Here is a 16,498-nt window from a genome sequence, read left to right on the forward strand (position 1 = left end):
TACGCACTTTATTCATACTCAACAGGAGCGCGCCGAGGTTTGCGTCGGGCTGGCGAGCGGCCATAATGAGCGCCTTGAATTTCCCCCAGTCTCTGAAGGATCGTCCGTGAGCCAGTCCCTGATCGCTGCCCTGCAAAACCCGGCCCTCTACCCGCATCCCGTCGAAGGGTTCCAGGTCATCGAAACCCATATCTCGTGGGTGCTGCTCACCGGTCCCTACGCTTATAAAGTGAAGAAACCGGTGAATTTCGGTTTCCTCGACTTCACCAGCCTCGACTCCCGTGAGCACTTCTGCGGCGAAGAGCTGCGCCTGAACCAGCGCCTGACCGACGACTTGTATCTGGAAGTGATTCCAGTGACCGGCAGCGCCGAAGCCCCGCAACTGGGCGGTGAAGGTCCGGCCATCGAATACGTGCTGAAAATGCGCCAGTTCCCGCAAACCGGCCTGCTCAGCACCCTGCAAGCCAACGGCGAGTTGACCACCGCGCACATCGACGCGATGGCCGAGCAGATCGCCCGCTTCCACCTCAACGCGCCGAAAGTCCCGGCCGAGCACGATGCCGGCACGCCTGACAGCGTGATGGCGCCAGTGCGTCAGAACTTCGAACAGATCCTGCCATTCCTCAGCGACAAGAACGATCTGCTGCAACTCGACGCCCTGCAAGCGTGGGCTGAAAGCAGTTTCGATCGTCTGAAACCGCTGTTCGCCCAACGCAAGGCCGACGGTTTCACTCGCGAGTGCCACGGTGACATTCACTTGGGCAACGCCACGCTGATCGACGGCAAGGTCGTGATCTTCGACTGCATCGAATTCAACGAACCGTTCCGCTTCACCGACGTGTGGGCCGACACCGGCTTCCTGGCGATGGATCTGGAAGACCGTGGCCTGAAATCCTTGGCCCGTCGCTTCGTCAGCCAGTACCTGGAACTGACCGGCGACTACCAAGGCCTGGAAGTGCTGAACTTCTATAAGGCTTACCGCGCCCTGGTGCGTGCGAAAGTCGCACTGTTCAGCATGCCGGCCGATGCGACTCCGGTGCAGCGCGCCACAACCCTTCGCCAATACCGCAACTATGCCAACCTGGCGGAAAGCTACAGCACCATTCCTTCGCGCTTCATGGCAATCACCCATGGCGTTTCCGCTGTCGGCAAAAGCCATGTGGCCATGCGCCTGGTCGAAGCGCTGGGCGCGATCCGTCTGCGTTCCGATGTCGAGCGCAAACGTCTGTTCGGCGAGCAAACGGTTGCAAATGATGTTCAGGCCGGGATCTACAGCGCCGATGCCAGCGCTGCGACTTATGCTCGGCTGCATGAAATCGCCGAAGTGATCCTGCACGCCGGTTTCCCGGTGGTGATCGACGCCACTTACCTCAAGCGCGAACAACGCGACAACGCCGCCAAGGTCGCCGAAGCCACTGGTGCGCCGTTCCTGATCCTCGACTGCAACGCTCCACAGGCAGTGATCGAGAGCTGGTTGGCGATTCGCCAGGCGGACAAGAAAGATCCGTCCGACGCCACCCTCGCCGTGATCGAAGCACAACAGGCGAACCGCGAAGCCCTGACACCGGAAGAAATCCTGCGCAGCAAACGCGTGCAGACCAATGAATCCGGCACTCTGGACACCGTCGTGGCGCAAATCCGCCAGCGCCTGCCAGGTCTGTAAGAAACTATTTCGGCCGTGAAGCCCTTGCTCGCTTCACGGCCGTCAAATAGTGGCACTATACTGGCGTCATAAAACCAACAGGTGATTTGACATGAGCCAGCCGAAACTTCTCGACACCCCGCTTTATGCCTTGCTGCACAAAGACGACATCACAGGTTTCAACAATGAACGCCCGAAAGACGGCCCGATCGACATGGTTGGCGGTGATTTTCGTGGCCTCGACCTGCGTGAACTGAACGCCGATGGTGTGGATTTCCGGGACGCCTACTTCCGTTCCGCCGACCTGCGCGGCATCGATTTTCGCAATGCTTCGCTGGAAGGTGCGAGCCTGGCTCATGCGCAGATCTCCGGTGCTTACTTCCCGCCGGAGCTGAGTGCCGACGAAATCCTGATGTCGATGAATTTCGGTACGCGCCTGCGTTATCGCACTCGCTGAGTCTCGGAACTTCCAAACTCGTCCAGCGCCCCCGCCTTGCGCTGGACTGCGTGCTATTCGTAACTCTCGCTCGTCCTCCCCAACCTGACTCATCAGCAGAAACTGACGTTTCTTAGAAGCGTTTGCGTTGAATCCGACCAAACAACCACGCTTTTCCTACTGATGGCTACACTCCTCAGAAGCTCGCCCACGCACCATTCGGCCGTCGCAAGGAGGCTTGATGAATGATGAACTGCAACACCTGAAGAATCTTGGCAAGACGTCGGCGCAATGGCTGCATGCCGTGGGCATCCATAGCGCCTCGGATCTGCGCCGCCTGGGCGCTGTGGATGCCTACCGGGCCGTGCGCACTCGCGGGTTTCGGGCGTCGAAGGTGTTGTTGTACGCGATCGAAGGGGCGTTGATGGATGTGCACTGGAATGACATCCCCGCCGAACGCAAGGATGCGCTGAACCGGCAGCTGGAAGCCATTTCCTCTCGCCACAAGAACTAACCGGTATCGACCGTCATGTACTTGCTCGGGGAACAATCGGCACAGGCCGACGCATTGATCAACCGCTTGCAGAGCCTGCCTGCGCAATTGCTGGAAGGCCTCGCATCGTGTGGGCCGGCCCTGGAACTGGAAGCGACGGATGACCTATTGGCGCGCTTGCCGGACGACCAGTTGTTTTTGCTGACGGAGGGTGTCATCACCGGCCGACTCAGTGGTCGCGGCTTGTTCTACTGGCACGAAGGAGATTTGATCGGCCTGCAACAGGGGCCGGAATGGGCGGATTGCAGCTTGTGCGCGGAAAACCCGGTGACATTAATGCCTTTTCGCCGAGGCGATTTGTTTCAGCATGTGTACAGCGACTCGTCGCGCTCGGAGCAGTTTCTGCATTACCTGCTCGGGCAAATGGCACTGTTGGCTCACGCCGTTGCCGAGTTCAAGCCACGTGAGTTTCGCAGCACCAATGGTTTCAAGCGAGTCGAGGCCGGGGACGTCCTGATTCGCCAGGGCGACACCGCCGATCATGTGTTCGTGATCATCGAAGGACACGCCGAAGCGTTTGTGAACGGGCACAAGGTAGGTGACGTGCTCAAGGATGAAATATTCGGCGCAATGGCGGTGTTCACTGGCGAGCCGCGCAACGCGACGGTCATTGCCCGGGAGGCGAGCACTGTAATGCTGATTCCCGGCGATCAGTTTCTGAGCATGACCCGCACCAATCCGAAAATTGCCCACAGCCTGATCGAAAGCATGGCGCGGCGTATCGACCAGCTCAACAAACAGCTCACAGCCCAGACCTGACTCTCATATTCAGAGGGCGTCAACGCCATTGCCGGGACAAAACGACAGAAATGAAAAAACAGCAGTTGACTTGGTAATGAGAATCGCTATGATTATCACAACTGGTCGCGAGATCAGTCGATATTCTGAAAAGCCCTTGGTTCGGACTCTCAGATTATCTCCTCATCAGGCTAATCACGGTTATTTGACCCGGTTTTTACCGGGTCTTTTTTGCCTGTGGAAAAGTCATTGCTTACTGAACTGCTTACGCATTTCGGCGCAATAATCCGGTTTCGGTCTGGCCGGTGTGTACCAGACATAATCAGCCATCGCCGCCGTAACCTGACTGCCCTGCTCCGCCAGCATCAACACCGTGGGCGCTTCGGGCGCGCCCAGATCCAGCACATGCAGCGGCACGCCCACATCCTTGCGCGCATGAAACGCCCCCGCCAATAACAACGCAGGCGCGGGCGCCGCCAACAAACGCGAGGCCATGCGCCGATCCCGTTGTTGCTGAACGGCCAGCATCGCCGGCATTTGTGATGACGGCATCAAGCCGCAGTGAGAATCGCCAATCTGCTCCAATAGCGCCTCTTTCACCGACTCAGCGTTGCTGCGCTCACCGCTCAAAACCGGAGGATCACGATAGAACGCGCGAATTTCGATGTTATCGAGATTGGCCGCCAGCAACGGCCAGGATTGCGTCAGGGCGAATCGCACAATCGGTCCGTAGAGATTCCAGTCCCAACCGTCCTGCCAGGCCAATGCAGCAGGAAGATCGGCCGGCGGCGTTGCGGCATGCCGCACTTCATCAACCCGCGACTGTTGATCGGGCGTCAACATTTCCAGCAGGAGACTGCCCTGAGGGCGCGTTTCTTGAAGATTGCGCAGCAACCACAATTGAAGGGCATGGTGATCGGCGCTGTCATGCTGTTCGCCGATAATCATCCGCGCCGATCTGCTGAGCTGCGTCAGTAATTGCTGCGCCGTCAGACTCTCGCCGCTGCGCAAATCACGGATCTCGCCCACGACCGGCGGCGCCGCAACATGCTGGCAACCCGCAAGCCACAACACCGCCAATAGCAAAATCCCGCGCATACCCTCACCTCGATGACGAAATCAACGGGCGATGATCAGCGGATGCCCGCGCTCCGGGTGCGACTGCACCAACACTTCCAGACCGAAAACCGCCTTCAGCGATTCCGGACGCAACACCTGTTGCGGCGTATCCAGCGCCACCGGGCGCCCGCCCTCCAGCAGCAGGATGCGATCACAATAGCGCGCCGCCAGATTCAGATCATGCAGGATCACCAGCACCGCTGCGCCACGATCGGCAAATTCGCGCACCGCCTGCAGCGTCGTGTGTTGATGTAACGGATCAAGCATCGACGTCGGCTCGTCGAGCAGCAACGTCTGCCCCGTCTGCCCCGGCCACAGTTGCGCCAGCACCCGCGCCAGATGCACCCGCTGACGCTCGCCGCCAGACAGCGCCAGATAACTGCGGCCGCTCAGATGCCCCGCATCGGCCGCCCGCAAAGCGTCAGCGACGATCTCCGCATCGCGCAAACGTCCGCTCTGATAAGGCAGCCGCCCCATGCCGACCACTTCTTCGACACGAAAAGCGAAATCCAAGGTCGATACCTGCGGCAACACGGCCAGCCGCTGGGCGCGCTGAGTGCCGCTCCAATGGCTCAATGCCTCACCGTCCAGCAGCACTTCCCCGTCGTGTGCACTCAGCTCACCGCATAACGCGCCGAGCAAGGTACTTTTGCCGGCGCCATTGGGGCCCAGCACACCAAGCACCTCGCCCGGTTCGAGTTGCAGGCTGACGTCGACCAGAACGGTCTTGCGGCCACGGCGGATATGCAGGTTGTGCGCACGCAACATCAGGCACGCCCTCGCAGCAACAGATAAAGGAAGAACGGCGCACCGATGAACGCCGTGACAATGCCGATCGGCAGTTCCGCCGGCGCCAGCGCCAGCCGCGCCACCAGATCCGCCAACAGCAACAGACTGGCCCCCGCCAGCACCGATGCCGGCAGCAATACCCGGTGATCCGGCCCCGCGAGCAAGCGCACCAGATGCGGCACCAACAATCCGACAAAACCGATCATCCCCGCCGCTGCCACTGCCGCGCCGACACCCAGCGCCGTGCAGAACACCAGTTCGCGCTTGAGCCGCTCGACATCGATCCCCAGATGCCCGGCTTCCGATTCGCCGAGCAGCAACGCATTGAGCGCCTTCGCCCGACGTGGAAGCCAAAGTGCAACACCGGCAGTGATGATCAGCAGCGGCCACAACCGCGCATAGCTCGCGCCGTTAAGGCTGCCCAGGTTCCAGAACGTCAACGTGCGCAATGTCGCGTCGTCGGCCAGATAGGTAAACAGCCCCACCGCCGAGCTGGCCAGCGCCGTCAGAGCAATGCCCGCCAGCAACATGGTCGCGACATTTGTCTGCCCGTTACGTCGGCCTAGTCGATAGACCAGCGCTGTAACTCCCAGACCACCGAGAAACGCACACACCGACAGCAGATAAGGCCCGAACCACTCCGGCAATCCGCCAAAAAACGAACCACCGACAATCGCCACCGCAGCGCCCAACGCCGCGCCGCTCGAGACGCCGACCAACCCCGGATCGGCCAGCGGATTGCGAAACAGCCCCTGCATCGCCACCCCGGACAGCGCCAGGACTCCACCAACGGCCAATCCGAGCAATGTACGCGGCAGACGAATCTGCCCGAGAATCAGTTCAGCCTGTTCCAGACCGTCCGGCGCCAGCGGCACCCCGATCAGGCGCAGTGCAGCGCGCAAGGTATCGAACAACGGCAGACTGACCGGCCCCAACGCCAGCGACAGCCAGATCGCCAACAGACACAACAGGATCAGGCCAATAAACAAACCACGGGGTTTGACCAGCGTGGTCATTGGCCGCTCTGGGTCGGGTAGAAACCGTCAGACAGGGTCTTCAGTGCAGCCGGCAAACGCGGCCCGAGCCCGCCTACCAGCAGCGTCGGGTCCAGCTCCAGCACCCGTCCGGTCCTGGCCGCACGGCTGGAATCGAGGATCGGGTTTTCCTTGAACAGCGCCGCTTTTGCCGCCTCGCCGGTCAGCGCACGGTCGGCGAACACCAGCACTTCAGGATCGAGACTGGCCAGGGACTCGACGGAAAACGGCTTGTAACCGGTGTGGGTCGCAAGGTTATGCCCGCCCGCCTGTTGCAGCAGCCAGTCGGCGGCGGTGTCCTTGCCGGCGATCAGCGGTTTGCCGCCGGCATGGCCGAGCACCAACAGCACGCCCGGCGCTTTCTGCTTGGTCTGGGCTTCAGCTACACGAGTCTTTTGCGCATCGAGTTGCTGTTGATAACCTTGCAACAACTGGGCGGCCTGGCTTTCGGCGCCCAACAACTGCCCCAGATGGGTAACGTTTTTCTCCAGCGTCGGCAGATCCGGCTGAGCCGAGAACAACTCCACCTGCACCTTGGCACTGCGAACCTGCGAGATCACTGGCGGCGGGCCCATTTCCTCGGTGCCGATCAGGATGTCCGGGCGCAGGCTGAGAATGCCTTCGGCCGACAGACTGCGCTGGTAACCAATACTCGGCAGCGACTTGAGAGATTGCGGATGCTGGCTGGTGGTGTCGACGCCCACTAACCTGGACTCACCACCCAGCGCACTCACCCACTCCGACAACGCGCCGCCGGCGCTGACCCAACGTTGCGGCAACTCGGCCGCTGCAGCCTGGTGGCTGACCAAAAGTCCGACACACAGCACGGCAACGCGGGTAGTCAGGCGCATAAACAGCTTCCTTGAAAGGTTTTCCCGGGCATCGTAACGGCAGGCCAAGTATCCTCGGCAGCGGCCACCTCGCGACGGGCGAAGGCGGCCATTTGATAATTGTTTGCATTTGAACGTCAAGCTCGGACATATCCGGACACGAGCCGACACTTGAGGATAGTCATGAAGTTTCTCTGCGCGGGCGCCGATCTGGTTGAGGGCGGCAGCCGCGGTTTCGACATCGACGGGAAAAAACTGTTTGCCGTGCGCCGCGCGGGGCAGGCGTATGTCTACCTCAATCGGTGCCCGCATCGGGGCGTTGGCCTGGAATGGCACCCCGACCAGTTTCTGGATCCGAGCAACAGTCTGATCCAGTGCGCCACCCACGGCGCACTGTTTCTGATCGAGGACGGAGAATGTGTCGCCGGTCCGTGCGCCGGGCAATCGCTGACGACCATCCCCTGCCGTGAAGACGCACAAGGGCTGTGGATCGATGTTTAACCGCCGAGCAGCACGTCCAGTCGCCGGTCGACCACCATTTCTTCATGGCTCAAACGCACGCCGTACGCCAGGACTTCGACCCCGCACGCCACAGCCTCGCGCAGCGCAGCGGCGTAGGCCGAGTCGATTTCCTCGGCCGGTCGCACTGCTTCGATACCGGTGAGATTGACGCAGTACAACTGCACCGCACGAATCCCGTCCCGGGCCAGATGCGCCAGTTCACGCAAATGCTTGGCGCCGCGCTCTGTCACCGCATCGGGAAACGCCGCTACTGCCGTACCGTCGAACCCGAGGGTGACGCTTTTCACTTCCACATACGCCGGGCCCGTCGGGTAGTCGAGGCGAAAGTCGATCCGGCTCTTTTCCTGTCCGTACGCCACTTCGCGCTTGAGCCCGGTGAACCCGTTCAATTCACTGATGACGCCGGCCTGCAAGGCCTCTTCGACCAGTGCATTGGCGCGTCCGGTGTTCACGCAAAACAGCCGGCCTTGCGGGGTTTCACCGACTTCCCAGGTGCCGGGCAGCTTGCGCTTCGGATCACTGGAACGGCTGAACCAGGCCTGCCCGCCCTCAACCTGACAATTGAGCATCGAGCCGGTGTTCGGGCAATGAATGGTCAGCAACTCGCCGCCAACGGTTTCGATATCGGCGAGAAAACGCTTGTAACGACGGATCAAGCGGCCTTCTTCGAGAGGAGGATGAAAACGCATCAGCTTTGCCAGCTCTTCAAGCCACGAGCGATGCGTTCCACCGCTTCCTGTAAGCGAGGGAGGTTTTGCGTGTAGGCAAAGCGCACATGATGACCGGCCTGATAGCGACCGAAGTCCAGCCCCGGCGTAAACGCTACATGTTCGGTTTCAAGGAAATGTCGGCAGAAAGCGAAGGCATCGCCGCCGAACTGGCTGATATCGGCATACAAATAGAACGCGCCTTCCGGCTCTACGGCAATGTTGAAACCCAGTTCACGCAATGCCGGCAGCAGGAAGTCGCGACGACGGCCGAATTCGGCGCGGCGCTCTTCAAGAATCGCGATGGTGTCCGGCTCGAAACAGGCCAGCGCCGCATGCTGGGCCATGCTTGGCGCGCTGATGTAGAGGTTCTGCGCGAGTTTTTCCAGCTCACTGACCGCCGCATCCGGCGCCACCAGCCAGCCAAGACGCCATCCGGTCATGCCGAAATATTTGGAGAAACTGTTGAGGACAAATGCACTGTCGTCCACTTCCAGCACACTGGCTGCGTCGGTGCCATAAGTCAGGCCGTGGTAGATCTCGTCCACCACCAGATGCCCGTGACGCGCCTTGATGGCTGTGGATAACCCGGCCAGTTCATCGCGGGTCAGAATCGTACCGGTCGGGTTGGCTGGCGAGGCAACCAGCGCACCGACGCTGTCGTGATCCCAGTGGCGCGCCACCAGATCCGGCGTCAGTTGATAGCGAACGTCCGGGCCCACCGGTACAAGCTGCGCCGCGCCCTCGACCAGTCGCAGAAAGTGCCGGTTGCAAGGATAGCCCGGGTCGGCCAGCAGCCAGTGTTTGCCCGGATCCACCAGCAACGCGCTGGCCAGCAGCAGCGCGCCGGAACCGCCGGGCGTGATGAGAATCCGGCGAGGATCGATGCTCAGGCCGTAGCGCGTTTGATAGAAGCCGGAAATCGCCTCGCGCAGCTCGGGAATGCCACGGGCCGCGGTGTAGCGGGTTTTGCCCGCCGTCAGGGCTTGTTGCCCGGCGCGGATGATCGGCTCGGCCGTGGTGAAGTCCGGTTCGCCGATTTCCAGGTGGATCACGTCGTGGCCGGCGGCCTGCAATTCATTGGCCCGCGCCAGCAGCGCCATCACATGGAACGGTTCGATCGCACGACTGCGCGCACTGTAGGGCTGAGCCATTGGCCTTCCTTCAACGAGGGAAAAGAAACGATTCTACCCATCTGCCGGAACGAGCGAGAACCCGCAGCGGTCACAGCCTCAAGAACACTGGACTGTAACGACCCGAGCGTACATTCCAGGATTGACTAAAATCATTGATTGAGCAGGTCTGCAACATTGCCCGACATGGCTTGGCAAACATTTGCAAGCCCCACCGGCCGCGCGCTCGACATCCGGGAGTAGCGCGGGCCGAATTGATCTGGTAAGTTCGCCCGCTTGCAGCCGCAGGGCCGGCAGGTGTCGGTGATGGAGCAATCCTGCGCAATGGATTACAAGAGTAGAGGCGGTCCATTTCATGCCCACCCAAGCAAAGCAACAGGCAAGTCAGACACTCAGCGGTTTCGAACCCTACGTCCCGGAAGCGGGCGAAGAGTACATGGGCGCTCCAATGCGCGCGCACTTCACCAAGATCCTGACCAAGTGGAAACTGGACTTGATGCAGGAAGTCGACCGCACTGTTGATCACATGAAAGACGAAGCGGCCAACTTTCCTGATCCGGCCGACCGTGCCAGCCAGGAAGAAGAGTTCGCCCTCGAGCTGCGCGCCCGCGATCGCGAGCGCAAACTGATCAAGAAGATCGACAAGACCCTGCAACTGATCGAAGACGAAGAGTACGGCTGGTGCGACTCTTGCGGCATCGAGATCGGGGTCAAGCGCCTTGAGGCCCGTCCGACTGCCGACATGTGCGTCGACTGCAAGAATCTGGCGGAAATCAAGGAAAAGCAGGTCGGCAAATAATCCCGGCCTGAACGAAAAACGGAGCGTGCGAACGCTCCGTTTTTGTTTCTGCTGTTTTTGGACTCTCAAGTAACATCGCCCTCATGACTGCCAACACCTCCCCCGCCTACATTGGCCGCTTTGCCCCGACCCCCAGCGGGCACCTGCATTTCGGTTCGCTGGTTGCCGCCCTGGCCTCTTATCTGGACGCACGCTCGGTGGGCGGCCGCTGGCTGGTGCGCATGGAAGACCTCGATCCGCCCCGCGAAGAGCCGGGCGCGCAAGCGGCGATTCTCAAGGCACTGGAAAGCTATGGCTTCGAATGGGACGGCGAAATGGTCCGCCAGAGCGATCGGCACGAGGCCTACGCTCAGGTGCTCGACAGCCTGTTCAATCACGGCCTGGCCTACGCCTGCACCTGTTCGCGCAAGCAACTGGAGCCGTACCACGGCATTTACCCGGGACTGTGCCGCAACGCCGGCCATGGTCAGGAAGACGCGGCGATTCGCCTGCGCGTGCCGGAGCTGGAATATCACTTCATCGACCGGGTGCAGGGCGAATACCGTCAGCATCTGGGCCGCGACGTGGGGGATTTCGTGATCCGCCGCCGCGACGGTCTTTACGCCTATCAACTGGCGGTGGTACTGGACGACGCCTGGCAGGGCATCACCGACATCGTGCGCGGTGCCGATCTGCTCGACTCCACACCGCGCCAGCTCTATCTGCAGGAATTGCTGGGCCTGCGCCAACCGCGCTATCTGCATCTGCCACTGATTACTCAGCCGGACGGCCACAAGCTCGGCAAGTCCTATCGCTCGCCACCGCTGGAAGCCGATCAGGCCACACCGCTGTTGCTGCGGGCCCTGCGTGCACTGGGGCAAAACCCTGGGCCCGAACTGGCCCACGCCTCGCCGCAGGAACTGTTGAACTGGGGCAGCGGCCACTGGGATGCCTTGAAAATCCCGCGCACACTGACCCTGTCCGAAGCGCAACTGCTGTGACGACACTTGCAGTGGCGCGCCCATCCGTTACCATCGCCGCACGTTTTCGGGCACGCGCATAAAAAAGAGAGGCCGGGATGTACATCTATCGCTTGGTCCTGCTTCTGGTCGTGGGGATCTACCTGTTTTCTCCCGCCATCATGGACTGGTGGATCGACGCTACGGGCGCCTGGTATCGCCCTTATCTGCTCTGGCTGATCCTGATTGTCGTGACCTTCATCCTGCAGAGCCAAAAAGATGCCGATGAGCTTTAGCCTGACCCAGATGCTGCTGATCAGCGCCGCCTACCTGGCCGCGCTGTTCGGCGTGGCGTGGATCAGTGAACGAGGCATGATCCCGCGGGCGATCATTCGCCATCCGTTGACCTACACCCTGTCGCTCGGGGTCTACGCCAGTGCGTGGGCGTTTTATGGCACGGTGGGGCTGGCCTATCAGTACGGCTACGGCTTCCTGTCCAGTTATCTCGGGGTATCCGGCGCGTTTTTGCTGGCGCCGGTGCTGCTGTATCCGATCCTCAAGATCACCCGCACTTATCAACTGTCGTCGCTGGCGGACCTGTTCGCCTTCCGCTTCCGCAGCACCTGGGCCGGTGCGCTGACCACGATATTCATGCTGATCGGCGTCTTGCCGTTACTGGCGTTGCAGATCCAGGCCGTGGCCGACTCGATCGGCATCCTCACCGGCGAGCCGGTGCAGAATCGCGTGGCCCTGGCGTTTTGTGCGCTGATCATTCTGTTCACGATTTTCTTCGGCTCCCGGCACATCGCCACCCGTGAAAAGCACGAAGGACTCGTGTTCGCGATTGCTTTCGAATCGGTGATCAAACTGGTGGCCCTTGGCGGCGTCGGCCTCTACGCGCTGTACGGCGTATTCGACGGCCCGCAACAGCTTGAACTGTGGCTGTTGCAGAACCAGACCGCACTCGCCGCCCTGCACACGCCATTGCAGGAAGGCCCGTGGCGCACGTTGCTGTTGGTGTTTTTCGCCTCGGCGATCGTGATGCCGCACATGTATCACATGACCTTCACCGAAAACCTCAACCCGCGCTCGCTGGTCAGCGCGAGCTGGGGCCTGCCGCTGTTCCTGCTGTTGATGAGCCTGGCGGTGCCGCTGATTCTCTGGGCCGGCCTGAAACTCGGCGCCACCACCAATCCGGAATACTTCACCCTCGGCATCGGCATCGCCGCCAACAGCAAATCGCTGGCATTGCTGGCGTATGTCGGCGGCCTGTCGGCGGCCAGCGGCCTGATCATCGTCACCACGCTGGCCCTGTCGGGCATGGCCCTGAACCATCTGGTGCTGCCGCTCTACCAGCCGCCGGCCGAAGGCAATATCTATCGCTGGCTGAAATGGACCCGCCGGGCGCTGATCGTCGCGATCATCATGGCCGGCTTCTGCTTCTACCTGATGCTCGGCGCCGAGCAGGACCTGGCCAACCTCGGCATCGTCGCCTTCGTAGCGACCCTGCAATTCCTGCCGGGTGTACTGTCGGTGCTGTACTGGCCGACCGCCAATCGCCGCGGCTTTATCGCCGGTCTCCTGGCGGGAATTGTGGTGTGGGTCGTGACCATGCTGTTGCCGCTGGTCGGTAATCTGCAGGGTTTCTATATTCCGCTGCTGAACATGATCTACGTGCTGGACGATACGAGCTGGCACATGGCGGCCATCGCCTCGCTGGCGGCCAACGTCCTGATGTTCACGCTGATTTCGCTGTTCACCAATGCCAGCCCGGAAGAGGCCAGCGCTGCCGAAGCCTGTGCTGTGGATAACGTGCGCCGTCCGCAGCGCCGCGAATTGCACGCCGCCTCTCCGCAGGAATTCGCCACGCAACTGGCCAAGCCGCTGGGCGCCAAGGCTGCGCAGAAAGAAGTCGAACAGGCCCTGCGCGACCTTTATCTGCCGTTCGACGAGCGCCGCCCTTACGCCCTGCGCCGCCTGCGCGACCGGATCGAAGCCAACCTCTCCGGCCTGATGGGACCGAGCGTCGCCCAGGACATGGTGGAAACCTTCCTGCCGTACAAGGCCGGCGGAGAAAACTACGTCACCGAAGACATCCACTTCATTGAAAGCCGCCTGGAGGACTACCACTCGCGCCTGACCGGTCTGGCCGCCGAACTCGATGCACTGCGCCGCTACCACCGCCAGACCCTGCAGGAATTGCCAATGGGCGTCTGCTCGCTGGCCAAGGATCAGGAGATCCTGATGTGGAACAAGGCCATGGAAGAATTGACCGGGATTGCTGCGCAACGGGTGGTCGGCTCGCGCCTGAGCACCATCGCCAATCCGTGGAAAGACCTGCTGCAAGGCTTCATTCACCTGCCCGACGAGCACTTGCACAAACAGCATCTGGCCCTTGACGGCCAGACCCGTTGGCTGAACCTGCACAAAGCCGCGATCGACGAACCGCTGGCACCGGGCAACAGCGGCCTGGTGCTGCTGGTGGAAGACCTGACCGAAACCCAGATGCTCGAAGACAAGCTGGTGCACTCCGAGCGTCTGGCCAGCATTGGACGGCTCGCGGCCGGTGTGGCCCACGAAATCGGCAACCCGATCACCGGCATCGCCTGCCTCGCACAAAACCTGCGGGAAGAGCGCGAAGAAGATGGTGAGCTGACGGAAATCAGCGGTCAGATCCTCGAACAGACCAAACGCGTGTCACGCATCGTCCAGTCGCTGATGAGTTTTGCCCATGCCGGCAGTCATCAGCACAGTGACGAGCCCGTCTGTCTGGCGGAAGTGGCTCAGGACGCCATCGGCCTGCTGGCCCTGAACCGGCGCAATTTCGAAGTCCAGTTCTACAACCTGTGCGATCCCGATCACTGGGTCGAAGGCGACCCGCAGCGGCTCGCCCAGGTGCTGATCAATCTGCTCTCCAACGCCCGTGACGCCTCGCCTGCCGGCAGTGCAGTGCGGGTCAAGAGCGAAGCCGGCGAACACACGGTCGATCTGATCGTCGAAGACGAAGGCAGCGGTATTCCGTCGAGCATCATGGACCGATTGTTCGAACCCTTCTTCACCACCAAGGATCCTGGCGAAGGCACCGGTCTGGGCCTTGCACTGGTCTATTCCATCGTTGAAGAGCATTATGGACAAATCACCATCGACAGCCCGGCTGATGTTCAGAGCCAGCGCGGCACCCGTATCCGGGTGACATTGCCGCGCCATGTCGAAGCGACGTCCGCTGTGAACTGAGACCGTCGAGAGTATCGAATCAATGCCGCACATTTTGATCGTCGAAGACGAAACCATTATCCGCTCCGCCTTGCGCCGCCTGCTGGAACGTAACCAGTACCAGGTCAGCGAAGCCGGTTCAGTGCAGGAAGCACAAGAACGCTTCAGTATTCCCACGTTCGATCTGATCGTCAGCGACCTGCGACTGCCGGGCGCTCCGGGCACCGAGCTGATCAAGCTCGGCGAGGGCACGCCGGTTTTGATCATGACCAGCTACGCCAGTCTGCGCTCGGCGGTCGACTCGATGAAGATGGGCGCGGTGGATTACATCGCCAAGCCCTTCGACCACGACGAAATGCTTCAGGCTGTCGCGCGGATCCTGCGTGATCGCCAGTCGGCGCCTGCCGCCAGCGAAGCAGCTCCCGCCAAATCGGCCAATGGCAGCGGTAAATCCGCCATCGACAACAGCAACGGCGAAATCGGCATCATCGGCTCGTGTCCGCCGATGCAGGACCTTTACGGCAAGATCCGTAAAGTCGCGCCAACCGATTCCAACGTGCTGATCCAGGGCGAGTCCGGTACCGGTAAAGAACTGGTGGCCCGCGCTCTGCACAACCTGTCGAAACGCGCCAAAGCACCGATGATCTCGGTGAACTGCGCAGCCATTCCGGAAAGCCTGATCGAGTCCGAACTGTTCGGTCACGAAAAAGGCGCGTTCACCGGCGCCAGCGCGGGTCGCGCCGGTCTGGTGGAAGCGGCGGACGGCGGCACGCTGTTCCTCGACGAGATCGGCGAATTGCCACTGGAAGCCCAGGCCCGGTTGCTGCGCGTACTGCAGGAAGGCGAGATTCGCCGGGTGGGCTCGGTTCAGTCGCAGAAAGTCGATGTCCGGTTGATCGCCGCGACCCACCGGGATCTCAAGAGTCTGGCGAAAATCGGCCAGTTCCGCGAAGACTTGTACTACCGCCTCCACGTGATCGCGCTGAAACTGCCCGCCCTGCGCGAGCGCGGCGCCGACGTCAACGAAATCGCCAATGCGTTCCTCGCTCGTCAAAGCGCCCGCATCAACCGCACCGACCTGAAATTTGCCGCCGATGCCGAGCAGGCAATCCGTCACTATTCCTGGCCGGGTAACGTGCGGGAGCTGGAAAACGCCGTTGAGCGCGCGGTGATTCTGAGCGAAAGCCCGGAAATCTCTGCCGACCTGCTGGGCATCGACATCGAACTGGGCGATCTGGAGGACGACGAATTCATCGGCCTGCCGGCGCAAACGCCCGGTAACGCCAGCAGCAGCCACGAGCCGACCGAAGACCTGTCGCTGGAAGACTACTTCCAGCACTTCGTGCTCGAACATCAGGACCACATGACCGAGACCGAACTGGCGCGCAAACTGGGCGTCAGCCGCAAATGCCTGTGGGAACGCCGTCAGCGTCTGGGCATTCCACGGCGCAAGACCGGGGTCGCCAGCGAGAGCTGAACGTGACCTGTCGAGTGTGCGGGTGACCGTTGAAGATGTGAAAAAACTGTTACCTCAGTCTTTTCACGTAACAGAAGCCGGGGTTATCGGTAACGAAACCCCGGCTTTTTTTCGCCCTGCGAAAACGGTTATATCGACCTAACCCCTTGTTTTATTGGGGTTCGCAAAAGTTGGCACGGCACCTGCTATATGTTTGGTACAAGAACAATAACAAGCAATGCACAAGACAATAAAAATAAGACGAATCGACTCACGCACAATAAAAACAAGACGGCGAGAGGCGCAGCTAACTGATTCTTTTGGAGAGGCGTTGTATTTGGGGCCAGCCCCACGACCAGGCCGAGAACAACAAAAACTGTCTTAAGACAGAGCCTGTACTGGTTGGATCGCAAGATCACTGCAACACAGCGACCAAAGCAATCCGTTTGCTCTTGGCTCCCGATTGGGAGGGTCATGAAGAAAAAGCTTCATGGCGAGGGCACTCAACAAAAACAAAAAGCCCGAATCAATAATAAAAAGAGCACGCAACTACTTCTTGGGGAGCTTCGGCTCCCCTTGTAGTTTCTCC

16 protein-coding genes are annotated in these 16,498 nt (G+C 60.8%); 10 read left to right on the forward strand and 6 right to left on the reverse strand.

Features of this window, described 5'->3' with window-relative positions; genetic code table 11:
• Window positions 1–106 precede the first annotated feature (106 nt).
• The 4 genes from I5961_RS23895 (at window position 107) to I5961_RS23910 (ending at window position 3,390) form a co-directional block, all read left to right on the forward strand.
• Window positions 107–1,663 carry an AAA family ATPase gene (locus tag I5961_RS23895; RefSeq protein ID WP_085703191.1) on the forward strand — a complete coding sequence of 519 codons (1,557 nt, stop codon included), beginning with the start codon at window positions 107–109 and terminating at the stop codon, window positions 1,661–1,663.
• Between the two features lie 91 nt (window positions 1,664–1,754).
• Window positions 1,755–2,099, forward strand: coding sequence for a pentapeptide repeat-containing protein (locus I5961_RS23900; protein WP_007959639.1), 345 nt, complete (start codon window positions 1,755–1,757; stop codon window positions 2,097–2,099).
• A 220-nt stretch (window positions 2,100–2,319) separates the two neighbouring features.
• A complete protein-coding gene (locus I5961_RS23905) occupies window positions 2,320–2,592 on the forward strand; it encodes a TfoX/Sxy family protein (RefSeq protein WP_085697486.1) in 273 nt (90 codons plus the stop codon).
• A gap of 15 nt (window positions 2,593–2,607) precedes the next feature.
• Entirely contained in the window at window positions 2,608–3,390 is a 783-nt protein-coding gene (locus I5961_RS23910) for a Crp/Fnr family transcriptional regulator (protein ID WP_085703190.1), read from the forward strand.
• A gap of 225 nt (window positions 3,391–3,615) precedes the next feature.
• On the opposite strand, the gene I5961_RS23915 is transcribed toward I5961_RS23910, so the two are convergent.
• Genes I5961_RS23915 through I5961_RS23930 form a run of 4 tightly spaced genes read right to left on the reverse strand, consistent with a single transcriptional unit; the run spans window position 3,616 to window position 7,162 of the window.
• The gene (locus tag I5961_RS23915) at window positions 3,616–4,467 is read right to left on the reverse strand and encodes a ChaN family lipoprotein (RefSeq protein WP_085703189.1); all 852 of its coding nucleotides are present in this window, start codon (window positions 4,465–4,467) and stop codon (window positions 3,616–3,618) included.
• 21 nt (window positions 4,468–4,488) lie between these two features.
• Window positions 4,489–5,256: a heme ABC transporter ATP-binding protein gene (locus tag I5961_RS23920; protein ID WP_085703188.1), complete on the reverse strand. Its 768-nt coding sequence runs from the start codon at window positions 5,254–5,256 to the stop codon at window positions 4,489–4,491.
• The gene (locus tag I5961_RS23925; protein ID WP_227235637.1) at window positions 5,256–6,239 is read right to left on the reverse strand and encodes a FecCD family ABC transporter permease; all 984 of its coding nucleotides are present in this window, start codon (window positions 6,237–6,239) and stop codon (window positions 5,256–5,258) included. Before I5961_RS23925 ends, I5961_RS23920 begins: the two co-directional genes overlap by 1 nt.
• A gap of 50 nt (window positions 6,240–6,289) precedes the next feature.
• A complete protein-coding gene (locus tag I5961_RS23930; RefSeq protein ID WP_085697491.1) occupies window positions 6,290–7,162 on the reverse strand; it encodes a heme/hemin ABC transporter substrate-binding protein in 873 nt (290 codons plus the stop codon).
• A 162-nt stretch (window positions 7,163–7,324) separates the two neighbouring features.
• Between I5961_RS23930 and I5961_RS23935 the strand changes: the two genes are divergently transcribed.
• Window positions 7,325–7,642 (forward strand): Rieske (2Fe-2S) protein, encoded by a 318-nt coding sequence (locus tag I5961_RS23935; protein WP_085703186.1) that lies wholly within the window; start codon window positions 7,325–7,327, stop codon window positions 7,640–7,642.
• Here the strand turns inward: I5961_RS23935 and sfsA are convergent.
• Together sfsA and I5961_RS23945 are read right to left on the reverse strand one after the other, a co-directional pair.
• The gene (sfsA, locus tag I5961_RS23940) at window positions 7,639–8,352 is read right to left on the reverse strand and encodes a DNA/RNA nuclease SfsA (protein WP_085703185.1); all 714 of its coding nucleotides are present in this window, start codon (window positions 8,350–8,352) and stop codon (window positions 7,639–7,641) included. The genes I5961_RS23935 and sfsA overlap by 4 nt on opposite strands.
• Window positions 8,352–9,524, reverse strand: a complete 1,173-nt coding sequence (locus I5961_RS23945) for a pyridoxal phosphate-dependent aminotransferase (protein ID WP_227233558.1) — start codon at window positions 9,522–9,524, stop codon at window positions 8,352–8,354. The genes sfsA and I5961_RS23945 overlap by 1 nt, the downstream gene beginning before the upstream one ends.
• A gap of 334 nt (window positions 9,525–9,858) precedes the next feature.
• On the opposite strand from I5961_RS23945, the gene dksA reads away from it, so the two are divergent.
• The 5 genes from dksA (at window position 9,859) to I5961_RS23970 (ending at window position 15,930) form a co-directional block, all read left to right on the forward strand.
• Entirely contained in the window at window positions 9,859–10,302 is a 444-nt protein-coding gene (gene dksA, locus I5961_RS23950) for an RNA polymerase-binding protein DksA (protein ID WP_085697495.1), read from the forward strand.
• Window positions 10,303–10,385: 83 nt separating this feature from the next.
• Window positions 10,386–11,282 carry a tRNA glutamyl-Q(34) synthetase GluQRS gene (gene gluQRS / locus I5961_RS23955; protein ID WP_227233560.1) on the forward strand — a complete coding sequence of 299 codons (897 nt, stop codon included), beginning with the start codon at window positions 10,386–10,388 and terminating at the stop codon, window positions 11,280–11,282.
• Between the two features lie 77 nt (window positions 11,283–11,359).
• Entirely contained in the window at window positions 11,360–11,536 is a 177-nt protein-coding gene (locus tag I5961_RS23960) for a hypothetical protein (RefSeq protein ID WP_003176118.1), read from the forward strand.
• Complete coding sequence (locus I5961_RS23965; protein ID WP_166742304.1) at window positions 11,520–14,474, forward strand: sensor histidine kinase; 2,955 nt, start codon at window positions 11,520–11,522, stop codon at window positions 14,472–14,474. The genes I5961_RS23960 and I5961_RS23965 overlap by 17 nt, the downstream gene beginning before the upstream one ends.
• Window positions 14,475–14,496: 22 nt before the next feature.
• Window positions 14,497–15,930 (forward strand): sigma-54-dependent transcriptional regulator, encoded by a 1,434-nt coding sequence (locus tag I5961_RS23970; protein ID WP_227233561.1) that lies wholly within the window; start codon window positions 14,497–14,499, stop codon window positions 15,928–15,930.
• Window positions 15,931–16,498 lie beyond the last annotated feature (568 nt).

The organism is Pseudomonas sp. IAC-BECa141, from assembly GCF_020544405.1.
In the GTDB taxonomy this organism is placed as follows: Bacteria; Pseudomonadota; Gammaproteobacteria; order Pseudomonadales; family Pseudomonadaceae; genus Aquipseudomonas.